At 56.1% G+C, this 17,292-nt stretch carries 16 protein-coding genes; 11 read left to right on the plus strand and 5 right to left on the minus strand.

The features are described from left to right. Window positions 1–8 precede the first annotated feature (8 nt). From hfq to rlmB, 9 genes are all read left to right on the plus strand, one after another. Window positions 9–320 (plus strand): RNA chaperone Hfq, encoded by a 312-nt coding sequence (gene hfq / locus ACJTMZ_RS11085; RefSeq protein ID WP_003855990.1) that lies wholly within the window; start codon window positions 9–11, stop codon window positions 318–320. Window positions 321–394: 74 nt separating this feature from the next. Beyond that, on the plus strand, window positions 395–1,675 hold the full coding sequence (gene hflX, locus ACJTMZ_RS11090) for a ribosome rescue GTPase HflX (protein ID WP_003855991.1): 1,281 nt from the start codon (window positions 395–397) through the stop codon (window positions 1,673–1,675). 56 nt (window positions 1,676–1,731) lie between these two features. Further along, complete coding sequence (gene hflK, locus ACJTMZ_RS11095; RefSeq protein WP_252010767.1) at window positions 1,732–2,991, plus strand: FtsH protease activity modulator HflK; 1,260 nt, start codon at window positions 1,732–1,734, stop codon at window positions 2,989–2,991. A 2-nt stretch (window positions 2,992–2,993) separates the two neighbouring features. Beyond that, window positions 2,994–3,998 (plus strand): protease modulator HflC, encoded by a 1,005-nt coding sequence (hflC, locus tag ACJTMZ_RS11100; RefSeq protein ID WP_003855994.1) that lies wholly within the window; start codon window positions 2,994–2,996, stop codon window positions 3,996–3,998. A 71-nt stretch (window positions 3,999–4,069) separates the two neighbouring features. Beyond that, on the plus strand, window positions 4,070–4,267 hold the full coding sequence (locus tag ACJTMZ_RS11105; protein WP_003855996.1) for a DUF2065 domain-containing protein: 198 nt from the start codon (window positions 4,070–4,072) through the stop codon (window positions 4,265–4,267). 103 nt (window positions 4,268–4,370) lie between these two features. Continuing rightward, complete coding sequence (locus tag ACJTMZ_RS11110; RefSeq protein WP_003855997.1) at window positions 4,371–5,669, plus strand: adenylosuccinate synthase; 1,299 nt, start codon at window positions 4,371–4,373, stop codon at window positions 5,667–5,669. Between the two features lie 192 nt (window positions 5,670–5,861). Further along, window positions 5,862–6,287 carry a nitric oxide-sensing transcriptional repressor NsrR gene (nsrR, locus tag ACJTMZ_RS11115; RefSeq protein ID WP_003855998.1) on the plus strand — a complete coding sequence of 142 codons (426 nt, stop codon included), beginning with the start codon at window positions 5,862–5,864 and terminating at the stop codon, window positions 6,285–6,287. 38 nt (window positions 6,288–6,325) lie between these two features. Continuing rightward, on the plus strand, window positions 6,326–8,767 hold the full coding sequence (gene rnr / locus ACJTMZ_RS11120) for a ribonuclease R (protein ID WP_032104769.1): 2,442 nt from the start codon (window positions 6,326–6,328) through the stop codon (window positions 8,765–8,767). A gap of 64 nt (window positions 8,768–8,831) precedes the next feature. After that, complete coding sequence (rlmB, locus tag ACJTMZ_RS11125) at window positions 8,832–9,563, plus strand: 23S rRNA (guanosine(2251)-2'-O)-methyltransferase RlmB (protein WP_015572470.1); 732 nt, start codon at window positions 8,832–8,834, stop codon at window positions 9,561–9,563. A 91-nt stretch (window positions 9,564–9,654) separates the two neighbouring features. Here the strand turns inward: rlmB and ACJTMZ_RS11130 are convergent, their stop codons facing one another. After that, a complete protein-coding gene (locus ACJTMZ_RS11130) occupies window positions 9,655–10,929 on the minus strand; it encodes an MFS transporter (protein WP_015572471.1) in 1,275 nt (424 codons plus the stop codon). Between the two features lie 195 nt (window positions 10,930–11,124). On the opposite strand from ACJTMZ_RS11130, the gene ACJTMZ_RS11135 reads away from it, so the two are divergent. After that, a complete protein-coding gene (locus ACJTMZ_RS11135; RefSeq protein WP_032670721.1) occupies window positions 11,125–12,747 on the plus strand; it encodes an isovaleryl-CoA dehydrogenase in 1,623 nt (540 codons plus the stop codon). On the opposite strand, the gene ACJTMZ_RS11140 is transcribed toward ACJTMZ_RS11135, so the two are convergent. The 3 genes from ACJTMZ_RS11140 to bsmA form a co-directional block, all read right to left on the minus strand. Beyond that, window positions 12,744–14,675 (minus strand): methyl-accepting chemotaxis protein, encoded by a 1,932-nt coding sequence (locus ACJTMZ_RS11140; protein WP_198739505.1) that lies wholly within the window; start codon window positions 14,673–14,675, stop codon window positions 12,744–12,746. The genes ACJTMZ_RS11135 and ACJTMZ_RS11140 overlap by 4 nt on opposite strands. A 170-nt stretch (window positions 14,676–14,845) precedes the next feature. Then, on the minus strand, window positions 14,846–15,121 hold the full coding sequence (gene yjfN / locus ACJTMZ_RS11145; RefSeq protein WP_017694671.1) for a DUF1471 family protease activator YjfN: 276 nt from the start codon (window positions 15,119–15,121) through the stop codon (window positions 14,846–14,848). Window positions 15,122–15,269: 148 nt separating this feature from the next. Continuing rightward, complete coding sequence (gene bsmA / locus ACJTMZ_RS11150; RefSeq protein ID WP_193042253.1) at window positions 15,270–15,599, minus strand: biofilm peroxide resistance protein BsmA; 330 nt, start codon at window positions 15,597–15,599, stop codon at window positions 15,270–15,272. 137 nt (window positions 15,600–15,736) lie between these two features. Here bsmA and yjfP point away from each other — a divergent pair, with 137 nt between their 5' ends. Then, window positions 15,737–16,459: an esterase gene (yjfP, locus tag ACJTMZ_RS11155; RefSeq protein WP_252010768.1), complete on the plus strand. Its 723-nt coding sequence runs from the start codon at window positions 15,737–15,739 to the stop codon at window positions 16,457–16,459. Here the strand turns inward: yjfP and ulaR are convergent. After that, window positions 16,456–17,211, minus strand: coding sequence for an HTH-type transcriptional regulator UlaR (gene ulaR / locus ACJTMZ_RS11160; protein WP_252010769.1), 756 nt, complete (start codon window positions 17,209–17,211; stop codon window positions 16,456–16,458). The genes yjfP and ulaR overlap by 4 nt on opposite strands. Window positions 17,212–17,292: the final 81 nt, after the last annotated feature.

A 17,292-nucleotide genomic window follows, 5' to 3' on the forward strand; every position in this document is an offset into this window, starting at 1 on the left:
AAGATAGAATGGCTAAGGGGCAATCTTTACAAGATCCGTTCCTGAACGCATTGCGTCGGGAGCGTGTTCCAGTTTCTATTTATTTGGTGAATGGTATTAAGCTGCAAGGTCAGATTGAGTCTTTCGATCAGTTCGTGATCCTGTTGAAAAACACGGTCAGCCAGATGGTCTATAAGCACGCGATTTCTACTGTTGTTCCGTCCCGTCCGGTATCTCATCACAGCAATAACGCTGGCGGCGGCACTGGCAGTAACTACCATCACGGCAGCAACGCGCAGGGTTCTTCAACACCAGCGCAGGACAGCGAAGAAACCGAATAAGGTTTTGGGCTGTTATCCACACGGGGAGCCAGGGATCCTGCGTTCCCCGCTGATCTTTTTAGAGAGGTTTACGCTTGTTTGACCGTTATGACGCCGGTGAGCAGGCGGTGCTGGTACACATCTATTTTTCGCAAGACAAAGATATGGAAGACCTCCAGGAGTTTGAATCTCTGGTCTCTTCCGCCGGTGTCGAAGCAATGCAGGTGATTACCGGTAGCCGTAAAGCGCCGCACCCGAAGTACTTTGTTGGTGAAGGTAAAGCAGTTGAAATTGCGGATGCCGTAAAAGCAACCGGCGCATCCGTTGTGCTGTTTGATCATGCGCTGTCTCCGGCTCAGGAACGTAACCTGGAAGCTCTCTGCGAATGCCGTGTAATCGATCGCACGGGGTTGATCTTAGATATTTTTGCTCAGCGTGCGCGTACCCACGAGGGTAAGTTGCAGGTTGAGCTGGCGCAGTTGCGCCATCTGGCGACGCGTCTGGTGCGTGGCTGGACACACCTTGAAAGACAAAAAGGCGGGATTGGTTTGCGCGGCCCGGGTGAAACCCAGCTCGAAACCGACCGCCGTTTGCTGCGTGGGCGTATAACCCAGATCCTTTCACGTCTGGAACGTGTAGAGAAACAGCGCGAACAGGGGCGTCGGGCGCGAACGAAAGCCGATATCCCAACGGTGTCGCTGGTGGGTTATACCAACGCCGGTAAATCCACCCTGTTTAACCAGATAACCGAGGCCCAGGTGTATGCCGCAGACCAGCTGTTTGCGACCCTGGACCCAACCCTGCGCCGTATTGACGTCGCAGACGTGGGTGAAACGGTGCTGGCGGATACCGTAGGGTTTATCCGCCATCTGCCGCACGATCTGGTCGCGGCGTTTAAAGCGACGTTGCAGGAGACGCGTCAGGCGACCCTGCTGCTGCATGTGATTGATGCGGCAGACGTACGCGTGCAGGAGAACATCGACGCGGTGAACGTGGTGCTCGAAGAGATCGACGCCCACGAAATTCCCACCCTGTTGGTGATGAACAAGATCGATATGCTGGACGATTTCGAACCGCGTATCGACCGAGACGAAGAGAACAAACCGATTCGGGTCTGGCTGTCTGCTCAGGCCGGGATTGGTGTGCCACTGCTTTTCCAGGCTTTGACAGAACGTCTTTCCGGTGAGGTAGCTCAGCACACGCTGCGACTGCCGCCACAGGAAGGCAGGCTGCGCAGCCGGTTTTATCAGCTTCAGGCGATAGAAAAAGAGTGGATGGAGGATGACGGCAGCGTGGGGATGCAGGTGCGTATGCCGATCGTTGACTGGCGTCGCCTCTGTAAACAAGAACCTGCGCTGGCGGACTATATCGTCTGATCAGAAAGGGGAAGCCTGAAAAATTCGCCCTTGCATAACAAATATGGAGCATATACATGGCGTGGAATCAGCCCGGTAATAACGGACAAGACCGCGACCCGTGGGGAAGCAGCAATAATCAAGGCGGCAACTCTGGGGGAAATGGCAACAAAGGTGGTCGCGAGCAGGGGCCGCCGGATCTGGATGATATCTTCCGCAAACTGAGCAAAAAGCTTGGTGGCCTTGGCGGAGGAAAAGGTTCTGGCTCGGGTGGCAATTCCACTCAGAGTCCGCGCCCGCCAATGGGTGGCCGCGTGGTGGGCATTGTCGCCGCTGCGGTGGTAATCATCTGGGCAGCCAGCGGGTTCTACACCATTAAAGAAGCAGAACGCGGCGTGGTCACCCGTTTCGGTAAGTTCAGCCATCTGGTTGAACCGGGCCTGAACTGGAAGCCGACCTTCATTGATGACGTGACCGCGGTTAACGTGGAGTCCGTCCGTGAACTGGCCGCCTCTGGCGTGATGTTGACCTCTGACGAGAACGTGGTGCGCGTTGAGATGAACGTACAGTACCGCGTGACCGATCCGGAACGTTATCTGTTTAGCGTGACCAGCGCCGATGACAGCCTGCGTCAGGCGACCGACAGTGCCCTGCGTGGCGTGATCGGCAAATACACCATGGACCGTATCCTGACCGAAGGTCGTACCGTTATTCGTAGCGATACCCAGCGTGAGCTGGAAGAGACCATCCGTCCGTACAACATGGGTATCACCCTGCTGGACGTCAACTTCCAGGCTGCACGTCCGCCGGAAGAGGTGAAAGCCGCGTTTGACGATGCGATTGCCGCGCGTGAAAACGAACAGCAGTACATCCGTGAAGCGGAAGCGTACACCAACGAAGTTCAGCCGCGTGCAAACGGTCAGGCGCAGCGTATTCTGGAAGAAGCGCGTGCGTATAAGACCCAGACCATCCTGGAAGCACAGGGTGAAGTGGCTCGCTTTGCGAAGATCCTGCCGGAATATAAAGCCGCGCCGGAAATTACCCGTGAGCGTCTCTATATCGAGACCATGGAAAAAGTGCTGAGCCATACGCGTAAAGTGCTGGTTAACGACAACAAAGGCGGAAACCTGATGGTCCTGCCGCTGGATCAGATGCTGAAAAGCGGTTCTGCACCGGCAGCAAAAGACAACAGCGGTGCGAACAACCTGCTGCGTCTGCCACCGGCCTCGTCTGGCAGCGCCAGCGCGAACACAACGCCTTCTTCGAACGATGGTGACATTATGGACCAACGCCGTGCTAACGCGCAGCGTAACGACTACCAGCGTCAGGGGGAATAAGGATGCGTAAGTCAGTTATTGCGATCATCATCATCGTACTGGTCGTGCTCTACACCTCCATCTTTGTGGTGAAAGAGGGCGAGCGTGGGATCAAGTTCCAGTTCAGCAGCGTCGTGCGTGATGGCGACAAGCGTCCGGTGATTTATGAGCCGGGTCTGCACTTTAAGATCCCGTTCATTCAGTCAGTGAAAACGCTCGATGCGCGTATCCAGACCATGGATAACCAGGCCGATCGTTTCGTGACCAAAGAGAAGAAAGACCTGATCGTTGATTCCTATATCAAATGGCGCATCAGCGATTTCAGCCGCTACTTCCTGGCAACCGGGGGGGGCGACGTTTCTCAGGCAGAAGTGCTGCTGAAACGTAAGTTCTCTGACCGTCTGCGTTCTGAAATTGGTCGTCTGGATGTGAAAGACATTGTGACCGACTCCCGTGGTCGTCTTACGCTGGAAGTGCGTGATGCGCTGAACTCCGGCTCTGCGGGCACCGAGGATGAAGTTGAAACCCCGGCGGCAGACGATGCGATTGCCAAAGCGGCTGAACGTGTTCAGGCTGAAACCAACGGTAAAGTGCCGGTGATCAACCCGAACAGTATGGCGGCGCTGGGCATCGAAGTGGTTGATGTGCGCATCAAGCAGATCAACCTGCCAGCGGAAGTGTCCGAGGCGATCTACAACCGTATGCGCGCCGAGCGTGAAGCGGTAGCCCGTCGTCACCGTTCACAGGGTCAGGAAGAAGCGGAAAAACTGCGCGCGGCAGCGGACTATGAAGTCACCAAGACGCTGGCGGAATCTGAGCGCCAGGGTCGTATCCTGCGCGGTGAAGGTGATGCCGAAGCGGCTAAACTGTTTGCTGATGCATTCAGCCAGGATCCAGACTTCTACGCCTTCATCCGTAGCCTTCGCGCTTACGAGAATAGCTTCAAGAGCAACCAGGATGTGATGGTGCTCAGCCCGGACAGCGATTTCTTCCGTTATATGAAGACGCCGACCAACGCAACGCGATAAACTCAGGCTCGTTTGAGTATTCAAACCACCGCTCTTCACGGAGCGGTGGTTTTCTTTTATAAGGATGAAAAATGAACTCCACGATCTGGCTCGCACTGGCCCTGGTTTTGGTGCTGGAAGGCCTCGGCCCGATGCTCTATCCACGCGCATGGCGCCGGATGATCGCGACAATGAGCCAACTCCCGGACAATATTTTGCGTCGTTTTGGCGGTGGTCTTGTGGTTGCCGGTATCGTTATCTACTACATGTTGAGGAAAACGATTGGCTGATCAAAAACTAACCGCAATTGGCATATTTTAGGGTCAAAAAGTGCTGTATATCTGAAAAAGCGATGGTAGAATCCATTTTTAAGCAAACGGTGATTTTGAAAAAATGGGTAACAACGTCGTCGTACTGGGCACCCAATGGGGTGACGAAGGTAAAGGGAAGATTGTTGATCTTCTGACTGAACGGGCCAAATATGTTGTACGCTACCAGGGCGGTCACAACGCGGGCCATACTCTCGTAATCAACGGTGAAAAAACCGTCCTCCATCTTATTCCATCAGGCATTCTTCGCGAAAACGTCACCAGCATCATCGGTAACGGCGTTGTGCTGTCTCCCGCTGCGCTGATGAAAGAGATGAAAGGTCTGGAAGACCGTGGTATCCCTGTTCGTGAGCGTCTGCTGCTCTCCGAAGCCTGCCCGCTGATCCTGGATTATCATGTGGCGCTGGACGTGGCGCGTGAAAAAGCGCGTGGCGCGAAAGCGATCGGCACCACCGGTCGTGGTATCGGCCCGGCTTACGAAGATAAAGTGGCTCGTCGCGGTCTGCGCGTGGGTGACCTCTTCGACAAAGCGACCTTCGCTGAAAAACTGAAAGAAGTGATGGAATATCACAACTTCCAGTTGGTGAACTTCTACAAAGCCGAAGCCGTTGACTACCAGAAAGTGCTGGATGACGTCATGGCGATTGCTGATATTCTGACCGGTATGGTTGTTGATGTGTCCGATCTGCTGGACCAGGCGCGCAAGCGTGGCGATTTCGTCATGTTTGAAGGTGCGCAGGGTACGCTGCTGGACATCGACCACGGTACCTATCCGTACGTAACGTCCTCTAACACCACCGCGGGTGGCGTGGCAACCGGCTCCGGTCTGGGCCCGCGTTATGTCGATTACGTTCTGGGCATCATCAAAGCGTACTCCACTCGCGTGGGTGCAGGTCCATTCCCGACCGAACTGTTTGATGAGACCGGCGAGTTCCTCTGCAAGCAGGGTAACGAGTTTGGCGCGACCACCGGTCGTCGTCGTCGTACCGGCTGGCTGGACGCCGTTGCCGTACGTCGCGCAGTGCAGATCAACTCCCTGTCTGGCTTCTGCCTGACTAAGCTGGACGTACTGGACGGCCTGAAAGAAGTAAAAATCTGCGTAGGCTACCGTATGCCTGATGGCCGCGAGGTGACCACCACTCCGCTGGCTGCTGACGACTGGGAAGGCATTGAGCCAATCTACGAAACTATGCCGGGCTGGTCTGAGACCACATTTGGTGTGAAAGAGCGTAGTGGCCTGCCAAAAGCCGCGCTGGACTACATCAAGCGCATTGAAGAACTGACCGAAGTGCCGATCGATATTATTTCTACCGGCCCGGATCGTACTGAAACGATGATCCTGCGCGACCCGTTCGACGCATAATCTTCGTGACTGCTGGCCTGCGGGGAAACCCGTAGGCCGGATAAGCGCAGCGCCATCCGGCGACCGCTCCTGGATCTCCGCTTTTTCGCCCCGTCTGTCAAATAAATTAGCCGCTAACTATCTGGCTGGTTTATCATCATTAATGAATATCTCTGCGGTTTGACCGCGTTTTCCCTTTTTCCTGAGGTTGATGTGCAGTTAACAAGTTTCACCGATTACGGCTTACGCGCGCTGATTTACATGGCGTCGTTACCCGATGGGAAGATGACCAGCATCTCTGAAGTCACAGAGGTGTACGGTGTGTCCCGTAATCATATGGTCAAAATAATCAATCAACTTAGTCGTGCCGGATACGTTGCTGCCGTCCGCGGGAAGAATGGAGGGATCCGTCTCGGTAAACCGGCGCAGAGTATCCGTATTGGCGATGTGGTACGTGAACTGGAGCCGCTCTCTCTGGTGAACTGTAGCAGCGCGTTCTGCCACATTACGCCCGCTTGCCGCCTGAAACAGGCGCTTTCAAAGGCCGTGCAAAGTTTTCTCAAGGAACTGGATAACTACACGCTGGCCGATTTGGTTGAAGAGAATCAACCGCTTTATAAATTATTGCTGGTGGAATGAAGAAAATTTCCACCGGAGCTGACAACGGAGGAACCGACATGTCACAAGATCCTTTCCAGGAACGCGAAGCCGAAAAATACGCGAATCCTATCCCCAGCCGCGAGTTCATCATTGAACACTTAACAAAACGCGAAAAACCCGCCAATCGTGAAGAACTTGCCGTTGAACTGAACATTGAAGGTGAAGAGCAAATTGAAGCCCTTCGCCGCCGCCTGCGCGCCATGGAACGTGACGGGCAACTTGTCTTTACTCGTCGCCAGTGCTACGCGCTGCCAGAACGCCTCGACCTGCTGAAAGGCACCGTTATTGGTCATCGCGATGGCTTCGGCTTCCTGCGCGTGGAAGGCCGTAAAGACGACCTGTACCTCTCATCCGAACAGATGAAGATGTGTATTCACGGCGACCAGATCCTGGCGCAGCCGCTGGGTGCAGACCGTAAAGGCCGCCGCGAAGCGCGCGTGGTCCGCGTGCTGGTGCCGAAAACCAGCCAGATTGTGGGCCGTTACTTTACCGATGCGGGCGTAGGCTTTGTGGTGCCGGATGACAGCCGTCTGAGCTTCGACATTCTCATCCCGCCTGAAGAGGTGATGGGCGCACGCATGGGCTTTGTGGTGGTGGTGGAACTCACCCAGCGCCCAACCCGTCGCACCAAAGCGGTGGGTAAAATCGTCGAAGTGCTGGGCGATAACATGGGCACCGGCATGGCCGTCGATATGGCGCTGCGTACCCATGAAATTCCGTATGTCTGGCCGAAAGCGGTTGAAGATCAGATTGAAAACCTGCGTGAAGAAGTGCCGGAAGAGTCCAAAGCAGGCCGCGTGGATCTGCGCGATCTGCCGCTGGTCACCATTGATGGTGAAGACGCCCGTGACTTCGATGATGCCGTATATTGCGAGAAAAAACGCGGTGGCGGCTGGCGTCTGTGGGTGGCTATCGCGGATGTGAGCTATTACGTGCGTCCGCACACGCCGCTGGATAACGAAGCGCGCAGCCGCGGTACGTCGGTCTACTTCCCGTCGCAGGTTGTACCGATGCTGCCAGAAGTGCTCTCCAACGGCCTGTGTTCCCTCAACCCGCAGGTGGACCGCCTGTGTATGGTCTGCGAAATGACCATCTCCAGCAAGGGACGTCTGACGGGCTATAAGTTCTACGAAGCGGTGATGAGTTCTCATGCGCGCCTGACCTATACCAAGGTCTGGCATATGTTGCAGGGCGATCAGGATCTTCGCGAACAGTACGCGCCGCTGGTCAAACACATCGAAGAGCTGCACAACCTCTACAAAACGCTGGATCAGGCGCGCGAAGAGCGCGGTGGGATCTCGTTTGAGAGTGAAGAGGCGAAGTTTATCTTTAACGCTGAGCGTCGTATCGAGCGTATCGAACAGACTCAGCGTAACGATGCGCACAAGCTGATTGAAGAGTGTATGATCCTGGCGAACATCTCGGCGGCACGTTTCGTTGAGAAAGCCAAAGAGCCTGCGCTGTTCCGTATTCACGACAAGCCAACCACGGAGGCCGTAACCTCGTTCCGCTCCGTGCTGGCTGAACTCGGCCTGGAGCTGCCTGGCGGTAATAAGCCTGAGCCACGCGATTACGCCGAGCTGCTGGAATCCATCAGCGATCGTCCTGACGCGGAAATGCTGCAAACCATGCTGCTGCGCTCCATGAAGCAGGCGATTTACGATCCTGAAAACCGGGGCCACTTTGGTCTGGCGTTACAGTCGTACGCGCACTTTACCTCGCCGATCCGCCGTTATCCGGATCTGTCCCTGCACCGTGCGATCAAGTATCTGCTGGCGCACGAGCAGGGTCATAAAGGCAACACGACCGAAACCGGAGGGTATCACTACTCCATGGAAGAGATGCTGCAACTGGGCCAGCATTGTTCCATGACCGAGCGTCGTGCGGATGAAGCGACGCGCGACGTGGCGGACTGGCTGAAGTGTGACTTTATGCTGGATCAGGTGGGTAACGTCTTTAAAGGCGTGATTGCCAGCGTCACCGGCTTTGGCTTCTTCGTGCGTCTGGATGAGCTGTTTATCGACGGTCTGGTGCACGTTTCCAGCCTCGATAACGATTACTACCGCTTCGACCAGGTCGGACAACGTCTGATCGGCGAATCCGGTGGTCAGACCTACCGTCTGGGCGATCGGGTGGAAGTGAAGGTTGAAGCCGTGAATATGGACGACCGTAAAATCGATTTCAGCCTCATCTCCAGCGAGCGTGCTCCGCGTAACGTCGGGAAAACCGAGCGTGAGAAAGCGAAAAAAGGCGGTAACGGTAAAGCGGGCGGTAAGCGACGTCAGGCAGGTAAAAGAGTAAACTTTGAGCCAGACAGTGCTTTCCGTGGCGAGAAGAAACAGAAGCCCAAGGCGGCGAAAAAAGACGCTCGTAAAGCGAAAAAACCGTCGACCAAGACCCAAAAAATAGCGGCCGCGACCAAAGCGAAGCGCGCGGCGAAGAAACAGCAGGCGGAGTAATTTCCCCTCACCCTTACCCTCTCCCTGACAGGGAGAGGGAAAATATTTATTACGAGAACCATCAATGAGTGAAATGATTTACGGCATCCACGCGGTGCAGGCCCTGCTGGAGCGCGCGCCGGAGCGTTTTCAGGAAGTTTTTATTCTGAAAGGGCGTGAAGACAAACGTCTGATGCCGCTGATCCACGCGCTGGAAGCGCAGGGCGTAGTGATCCAGCTGGCGAACCGCCAGTATCTGGATGAAAAAAGCGAAGGTGCTGTACACCAAGGCATTATCGCGCGCGTGAAGCCAGGCCGTCAGTATCAGGAGAACGATCTGCCGGATCTGATCGCCGGGCTGGAGAACCCGTTCTTCCTGATCCTCGATGGCGTAACCGACCCACATAACCTGGGCGCGTGCCTGCGTAGCGCCGATGCAGCAGGCGTGCATGCGGTGATTGTGCCAAAAGATCGCTCCGCGCAGCTTAACGCTACCGCTAAAAAAGTCGCCTGCGGCGCGGCGGAAAACGTCCCGTTGATCCGCGTGACTAACCTGGCGCGCACCATGCGTCTGTTGCAGGAAGAAAATATCTGGATCGTAGGAACAGCTGGTGAAGCGGATCACACCCTGTACCAGAGCAAAATGACCGGCCGTATGGCGCTGGTGATGGGAGCGGAAGGCGAAGGTATGCGTCGTCTGACGCGCGAGCACTGCGATGAGCTGATCAGCATCCCAATGGCGGGCAGCGTATCGTCCCTGAACGTTTCTGTTGCGACGGGTATCTGCCTGTTTGAAGCGGTGCGTCAGCGCGGGTAGCCTGTTGTGCCGGGTGGCGGCTTCGCCTTACCCGGCCTACAAAAGCATGGTACCGTAGGCCCGGTAAGCGTAGCGCCACCGGGCAACAATCTCACTCCTCTAACGACCGTAAATGGTCATCCTTTCTCAGCGTCATCAGCGCGAAAATACTCACCACCGCCGTTGCCATCACGTAGTACGCCGGAATATCCAGATTGCCCGTCTCTTTAATCAGCCCGGTAATGATCAGCCCCGCACAGCCCGAGAAGATCGCATTCGACAGAGAATAGGCCAGCCCCAGCCCGGTATAACGCACGCGCGTCGGGAACATCTCAGACAGCATTGCCGGCCCCGGCCCTGCCAGCATCCCAACCAGACCCCCCGCAATCAGCACCACAATCGCTTTGACTGCCAGCGTACTGGATTCCGCCTGCAAAATTTTCAGCAGCGGCAGGGCGAGGATCAGCAGGAGCACGGTGGCGATAATCATCACCGTGCGCCGCCCGATCCTGTCGCTCAGCATGCCCGACGGAATGATCGTGAGCGCAAACCCAATGTTAGAAATCACCGCAATCAGTAACGCCTGGTTAAAACCGGTGTGCAGCGCAGATTGCAGATAGGTCGGCATAATCACCAGATAGGTATAACCCGCCGCAGACCAGACCATCACGCGGCCAATGCCCATCAGGATGGTTTTGAACGTGGCGGCGGTGCTGGCCTGAGTAACAACCGGTTTTTCCCGTTGCTGTACAAAGCTCGGCGTCTCTTCCATGCTCACCCGCAGCCATAGCGCGACCGCACCCATCGGCAACGCCAGGAAGAACGGAATGCGCCAGCCCCAGTCGTGCAAGGCTTCAGGGGAGAGAAGGGCAGAGAGCAACGCGACAATGCCTGCGCCCGCTAACAGCCCGAGCGCCACGGTAAAGGACTGCCATGCCCCGTAAAGACCGCGCTTGCCGCGCGGGGCGAACTCCGTCATCAATGAGACCGCACCGCCATACTCACCGCCCGCGAACAGTCCTTGCAGAATACGCAGGAGCGTAACGATCAGCGGCGCGGCAATCCCGATACTGGCGTAGACCGGCACAATACCGATGGCAGCGGTGGCGAGCGTCATCAATACCAGCACTATAATCAGCGTCGGTTTGCGGCCAATCCTGTCGCCAATGCGGCCAAAGACCACTGCACCCAGCGGACGGAAGAAGAAAGCGATGGCGAACGAGGCCCAGGTGAGGATCAGGCTGGTGAGCTCCGCTTCCCCCTCAAGCTGGAAGAAGTTTCTGGCAATCACCGTTGCCAGAAAACCGTAGACCGCAAATTCATACCACTCGATGAAATTACCGATGGAGCCTGCAATTAATGCACGCTTGTGCGCATCCTGTTGCATAACGATCCTCACAAAAACGGGGTAAGAATAAATTATTCAGCATTAGTGAAGTAATGAAATAGTTTATTCTTATGTTCTGTGAGCTATTTCACGAATGATATCAACACGATCGTCATCGTGTGACCCCCCTCCCATGCAGCGTGCATGCCCTCTGTCCATACTTACCTTTATTGCCAATGAAAGGAGGGAGACAGCATGCACTGGCAGACACATACCGTTTTTAATCAACCTGCACCGCTATCGAACAGCAACCTTTTTCTCTCTGATTGCGCCCTGCGCGATGCGGTAGCGCGCGAAGGGGCTGAGTGGGATGTGGATCTTCTTGCCAGCATCGGACAGCAGTTGGGTACGGCGGAGTCGCTGGAGCTGGGCAGGCTGGCGAACGTTAATCCGCCGGAGCTGCTGCGTTATGACGCCACGGGAGCGAGGCTGGATGACGTCCGCTTTCATCCGGCATGGCATCTTCTGATGCAGGGGCTTTGCGCCAACCGGGTGCACAACCTGGCGTGGGAGGAGGAGGCGCGGAAAGGATCGTTCGTCGCCCGGGCCGCGCGTTTTGTGCTGCATGCTCAGGTGGAGGCGGGAACGCTATGCCCGGTGACCATGACCTTCGCCGCCACGCCGCTGTTGCTACAGTCGCTGCCCAAACCGTTTGACAACTGGTTAACGCCGCTGATGAGCGATCGCTACGATCCCCATCTCGCGCCGGGGGCGCAAAAGCGCGGCCTGCTGATCGGTATGGGGATGACGGAAAAGCAGGGCGGTTCGGACGTACTCAGTAATACCACCAAAGCAGAGAAATGCAGTGATGGCAGTTACCGGCTGGTGGGGCACAAATGGTTTTTCTCCGTGCCGCAGAGCGATGCGCATCTGGTGCTGGCGCAGGCGAAGGGCGGGCTTTCCTGCTTTTTTGTTCCGCGTTTTTTACCCGACGGGCAACGTAATGCCGTGCGCCTTGAGCGTCTGAAGGACAAGCTCGGTAACCGTTCAAATGCCAGCAGTGAGGCTGAGTTCCTTGATGCTTACGGCTGGCTGCTGGGCGAAGAGGGTGAAGGTGTCCGGCAAATTCTGAAGATGGGCGGGCTGACGCGCTTTGACTGTGCGCTTGGCAGCCACGGATTGATGCGCCGTGCGCTCTCGGTGGCGCTTTATCATGCCCATCAGCGGCAGACCTTCGGCAAAAATCTGATCGACCAGCCGTTAATGCGCGACGTGCTAAGCCGTATGGCGCTGGTGCTGGAGGGACACACGGCACTGCTGTTCCGACTCGCCCGGGCGTGGGACAACCGCACCGACCCGCAGGAGGCCGCATGGGCGCGGCTTTTCACTCCGGCGGCAAAATACAGCGTCTGCAAAGCGGGCATACCGTTTGTGGCAGAGGCAATGGAGGTGCTGGGCGGTGCAGGCTATTGCGAAGAGAGTGAACTTCCGCGGTTGTACCGTGAAATGCCCGTCAACAGCATCTGGGAAGGCTCTGGCAATATTATGTGCCTGGATGTACTGCGCGTGCTGGCGAAGCAGTCGGGCATTCTCGACCTGCTCGCCGATGATTTCGTGCAGGTCAAAGGTCAGGACAGGCACTTCGATCGCAGCTGGCGGCAGCTACAGCAGAAGCTGCGTAAACCGCAGGAAGCGCAGGGCAGGGAGATCGCGCGGCAGCTCTTTTTACTCGGGGCCGGAAGCCAGATGCTGCGGCACGCATCGCCGCCCGTGGCGCAGGCGTGGTGCCGCATGATGCTGGATACCCGAGGCGGCACGCTGATGAGCGAACAGGTGCAAACCGACCTGCTGCTGCGCGCCACGGGCCGGGTCGGTTAAGCTTTCAGATGGAACAGGCTCACCAGCCGGGTGAGATGTGAACCCTTCTCGCGCAGCGTCTGTGCCGTCTGCTCGCTGCGTGAGATGCGATCGGCATTGATATGCGATGCCTCACCGATGTGCGTCATCGCCAGATTCACCTGACCAATCCCCGCAGACTGCTCGCGGGAGGCGTGGTTGATCTCGGTGACAAGCTGGCTGATGTTATCGATATGAACAATGATGGCATCCATCGCCAGACGCGTCTGCTCAGACAGCGCATGGCCTTCGCTCACCTTGTTCAGCGTGTCGCCAATCAGCTGTTCAATCTCTTTTACCGCGTTGGCACTGCGTGCGGCCAGGGCGCGCACCTCTTGCGCCACCACTGCGAAACCTTTCCCGTGCTCGCCCGCCCGCGCCGCTTCAACCGCCGCATTGAGCGCCAGGATATTGGTCTGGAAAGCGATGGACTCAATCACGCGGGTAATGTCTTCAATGCGTTTCGATGCATCACGAATATCATCCATGGTGGAAACTGCGTGGGTCACCGTCTCTCCACCCTGATGCACCGCGCGTGAGGTTTCACCCACCAGCTGCTGCGTTTGCTCCATGTTGGCGGCATTTTGCTGCACGGTGGCGGCTAATTGCTCCATGCTGGCGGAGGTCTCCTCAACGCTGCTGGCCTGTTTGTTGATCTGTTCAGAGATCTCGCCGGTGTCTGAAGCCAGCGCGTTAGTTCCCAGATGGATTTCGCTTGCGGCCTCGCGGACCTGCAACACAATTTTTTGCAGGCCGCCCCCGATCCCGTTGATGGCATCAATCAGCTGGCCGACCTCATCCTGGCGGGTTACCGGCAGGCTGGCGCGCAGATCGCCTGCGGCATACTGCCGGGCAAGCGCGATCACTGCGCGTAGTGGGCGGGTTAGCATCCGTCGAATGAGGATAACGAACAGGCCCGCGAAGAGCGCGGATAGCACCACGCCCGCCATCAGGAAGCGATCGCGCAGCGTGGTGACGCTTGAAAGCAGTACGGCTTTATCCACTTCACCCACGATGGTCCAGTTCCAGCCCGGCAGCGGCGTGTAGGCAACTTTGAGCGTACGGCCATCTGCGCTCACGCGCTCCAGCGTGCCGGCTTTATCACTCAGAAGCTGCTGCTGTGTCGCCGTGTCCCAGTTGGGCAGTTTGCCCTCTTCGCTGGCATGGAACAGATACTGTCCGCGCGTTTTGCCGCTGCTGCGATCCAGTACAAAGAAGTGGCCGCTCTCGCCCAGACGACGGTTAAGGATTTTCTCGCGCATGACGTTCCACGAATGGGTGATGTCCACGCCGACAAAGATAATCCCGATAACCTGGCCTTCCGCATTTTTAACAGGCTGGTACTGCGTGATATAGCGCTTGCCGAACAGAAGCGCGAGGCCACGATAGACCTCCCCTTTGGTGACAGCCGCAAATGCCGGGCTGGTGGTATCAAGAACGGTTCCGATGGCGCGGTCGCCATTCTCTTTGCGCAGCGACGTGGCCACGCGGATAAAATCGTTACCGCTGCGGACAAACAGCGTCGAGATGGCGCCCGTTCGGCTCAGGAAGTCATCAGAAAGCGTATTGTTTTCATGCAACTCCGTTTCGCCGCCTTTCAGCAGAGGAACGGTAAGCCCGTTTATGGTCCGGCTCTGGCTGCTGTCGCTGTTCAGCGGCTGTGGCAAAAAGGTCGTGAACAGACGGGTATAGCTTTCAACCTCTTCGCTCAGGCTGGTGTTGAACATCTCAACCATATCCACCATGCCGGTGGACTGGTTGTGCAGGTCTTCAACCGCAAGATCTTCAAGCTGCTGGCTGGCGTTGTGGCTCAACAGAAAAGTGAACAGCAAAAAAAGCGTGGCGACACTTGCACCTGTTAGCAGCGATAGCTTCGTGCCCAGACCTGCCCGGCGGAAAAAGGTGATCATAAATTGCTCATTATTGAAAAGTGATGGCTGTTCAACGGCAGAGCGAAGAGAACGTTTATCTGTTTAATGTAACTGAATGTTACATGTTTGTTTTTATTAAGTTTCGGGAGAGGTAAAAAATTTGCAAAATTGAAAAGCCACTAAAATTAAGTGGCTTTTATCGGAAGGGATTATGCATAAAGAATGGCCTGCACGCGCCAGTGATTAACATGGTTATCTTCCTGCATCTGGACGATGCGATACCAGGATGCGCCCTGTTCATCGGCCTTCAGGGCGACGACACGTTCAACGTCTTGCGGACTTCCCGTGATATTATTGACGGAGATCTGACCAATCTCGTTCAGGCCCGTGACGCAATCCGCGCTGGCAAATTCGGCCGACTGCGCTGTGGTGCTCAGCAGGCCCGCTGAAAGCAATAGCGTCGTTAAAGCAAGGGTTCGTTTCATCGTCAGCTCCTTTTCACGTGTCTCCGGTATCCGCCGGGCAATCCTTCGCGAATAAACTCATTTCCATTGTTGCTGGCATGGAGTTTATTGTGGACAGGAAAATGTCTACGGACGCAAAGCAGTGTAAAAGTCGTTCAAATGATGATGCTTACTTACGGTACAAAATTCCCTGGGCGTACCACTGTCCCGTAATAATGGTTTCATCAATCATCGTGATGACGTAATAATCTGCTTTTGCGGCAACTGCCTGTGCTTCAATTGCGTCTTCTGCATCATCCGGGGAACCACGAACCATCGCGGATACGGTACCCAGGCGTTGTAATCCTTCCGTCTGATTACGACGAATTTCCTGAGGATGATTGGTAACCGGCGGCGCCGGTTCTGGCGTACCCTGCAATATGGAACATCCGCTGAGCAGTGAGACCAGCAATAAAGCCGTAAGCCTGCGCATAAACCTGTCTCTTTTCCTGATAGCCATAGTGTAGTTGTCTGCGAATTTAGTTTTGGGGGAATGTTCCCGAAGTGTTATCTGGGACGTAGATTTCGAATGAAAATATCGTGAAACCGTAATCCAGCTCTCAACATTATGAATCATTCATCAGCACAGGATCGACAATGATTGAAATTGAAACTCGCCAGCTGAGTGAGCATGAAATCATCCATGCTTTTCCGGCTGGTAAAGGTGAACAGCCGCTGCCGACGGTAGTTTTCTATCATGGCTTTCTCTCCTCGAAGCTGGTCTACAGCTATTTTGCCGTCGCGCTGGCGCAGGCCGGTTTCCGGGTGGTCATGCCTGATGCGCCAAATCATGGGGCACGCTTTACGGGCGATGAGCAGGCGCGGCTGGGGCTGTTCTGGCAAACGCTGCACGGCAATCTGACCGAGTTCGCCGGGCTGCGTGACGCGCTCTTGCAGGCCGGGCTGGTGGAGGGAAAACGGCTGGCGGTCGCAGGCGCATCAATGGGCGGAATGACGGCGCTGGGGGTCACGGCCAGGCATCCGGAGGTGACGTCCGTGGCTTGCCTGATGGGATCGGGCTACTTTACATCACTGGCAAAGACGCTGTTCCCGCCGCAGGCCCCTCAGGAGATTGAGGCCCTGTTGTCTGAATGGGACGTAAGCCATGCGCTTTCGCAGTTGGCCGATCGTCCGCTGCTGCTGTGGCATGGGGACGCCGATGACGTCGTACCGCCCGGTGAAACGTTCCGCCTGCAACAGGCGCTACAGCGTGAAGGGCTGGACAGCAATCTGACCTGCCTGTGGGGAGCAGGTGTCCGGCACCGTATTACCCCGGCCGCGCTGGAGTCAACCGTGGAATTCTTCCGTCAGCACCTTTAAACGCGCAGCACTGTGACACCCTGATCCTCCAGCTTGCTGAGGATCTCGGGGTTGGCGTTTTTGCCGGTGATCACCATGCTGATTTGCTCGGCGCGGCTGAAAAGCATGCCGGCGCGTTCACCGACCTTGCTGCTGTCGACCAGCACCACCAGTTTGCCCACTACGTTAAGCATGTTCTGTTCTGCCATTGCGGTGAGCATATCGGTTTTATACAGGCCATCCGCCGTCAGACCTTTGCCGCTGGTAAACATCCAGTGCCCGGCGTAGAGGCTGTTTTCACTGTCCTGCGGGCTCAGGGTGATGGACTGGCTCTTGTTATACTGGCCGCCCATGATCACCACGCTTTCATGTTCCTGGTCAATGAGATAGTTGGCCAGCGGCAAATAGTTGGTGATGATTTGCACCGGCTTGCCGCACATCTCGCGGCCCAGCAGAAACGCCGTCGAACCGCAGTTGATCACCACGCTTTCTCCAGGATTTACCAGCTGTGATGCCGCTCTGGCAATCCGCACCTTTTCATCGTGATTCTGCGCCTGGTGGATGTTCATCGGCGTCCAGCGTGGACGCTGCTGGCTGATGGCCTCTGCGCCGTTGCGGACTTTTTTCAGCTTGCCGCTCTCATCCAGCTTGTTAATGTCCCGCCGCGCGGTAGCGGGGGAGATCCCTAAACATTCGATCACTTTCTCGACGGTGATAAACCCTGTTTGCGCCAGGAGTTCCAGTAAAATTTGATGCCGTTGCGCTTCCGTCATGAGCTATTCCGATAAGAATTGATTTGAAAAGATGATATTTGAAATAGCGTGAAATTACTAAGATAAATATGACATCGCCAG

The sequence above is a fragment of the Enterobacter sp. DN genome (assembly GCF_046054285.1).
GTDB classification, from domain to species: domain Bacteria; phylum Pseudomonadota; class Gammaproteobacteria; order Enterobacterales; family Enterobacteriaceae; genus Enterobacter; species Enterobacter hormaechei_C.

What these genes read in the sequence shown, in the direction of transcription:
- rnr (WP_032104769.1), top strand. Translation starts at nt 6,326, where the DNA reads ATGTCACAAGATCCTTTCCAGGAACGCGAAGCCGAAAAATACGCGAAT.
- ACJTMZ_RS11110 (WP_003855997.1), top strand. Translation starts at nt 4,371, where the DNA reads ATGGGTAACAACGTCGTCGTACTGGGCACCCAATGGGGTGACGAAGGT.
- hflC (WP_003855994.1), top strand. Translation starts at nt 2,994, where the DNA reads ATGCGTAAGTCAGTTATTGCGATCATCATCATCGTACTGGTCGTGCTC.
- rlmB (WP_015572470.1), top strand. Translation starts at nt 8,832, where the DNA reads ATGAGTGAAATGATTTACGGCATCCACGCGGTGCAGGCCCTGCTGGAG.
- ACJTMZ_RS11105 (WP_003855996.1), top strand. Translation starts at nt 4,070, where the DNA reads ATGAACTCCACGATCTGGCTCGCACTGGCCCTGGTTTTGGTGCTGGAA.
- hfq (WP_003855990.1), top strand. Translation starts at nt 9, where the DNA reads ATGGCTAAGGGGCAATCTTTACAAGATCCGTTCCTGAACGCATTGCGT.
- ulaR (WP_252010769.1), bottom strand. Translation starts at nt 17,211, where the DNA reads ATGACGGAAGCGCAACGGCATCAAATTTTACTGGAACTCCTGGCGCAA.
- ACJTMZ_RS11130 (WP_015572471.1), bottom strand. Translation starts at nt 10,929, where the DNA reads ATGCAACAGGATGCGCACAAGCGTGCATTAATTGCAGGCTCCATCGGT.
- yjfN (WP_017694671.1), bottom strand. Translation starts at nt 15,121, where the DNA reads ATGAAACGAACCCTTGCTTTAACGACGCTATTGCTTTCAGCGGGCCTG.
- bsmA (WP_193042253.1), bottom strand. Translation starts at nt 15,599, where the DNA reads ATGGCTATCAGGAAAAGAGACAGGTTTATGCGCAGGCTTACGGCTTTA.
- hflK (WP_252010767.1), top strand. Translation starts at nt 1,732, where the DNA reads ATGGCGTGGAATCAGCCCGGTAATAACGGACAAGACCGCGACCCGTGG.
- yjfP (WP_252010768.1), top strand. Translation starts at nt 15,737, where the DNA reads ATGATTGAAATTGAAACTCGCCAGCTGAGTGAGCATGAAATCATCCAT.
- ACJTMZ_RS11135 (WP_032670721.1), top strand. Translation starts at nt 11,125, where the DNA reads ATGCACTGGCAGACACATACCGTTTTTAATCAACCTGCACCGCTATCG.
- ACJTMZ_RS11140 (WP_198739505.1), bottom strand. Translation starts at nt 14,675, where the DNA reads ATGATCACCTTTTTCCGCCGGGCAGGTCTGGGCACGAAGCTATCGCTG.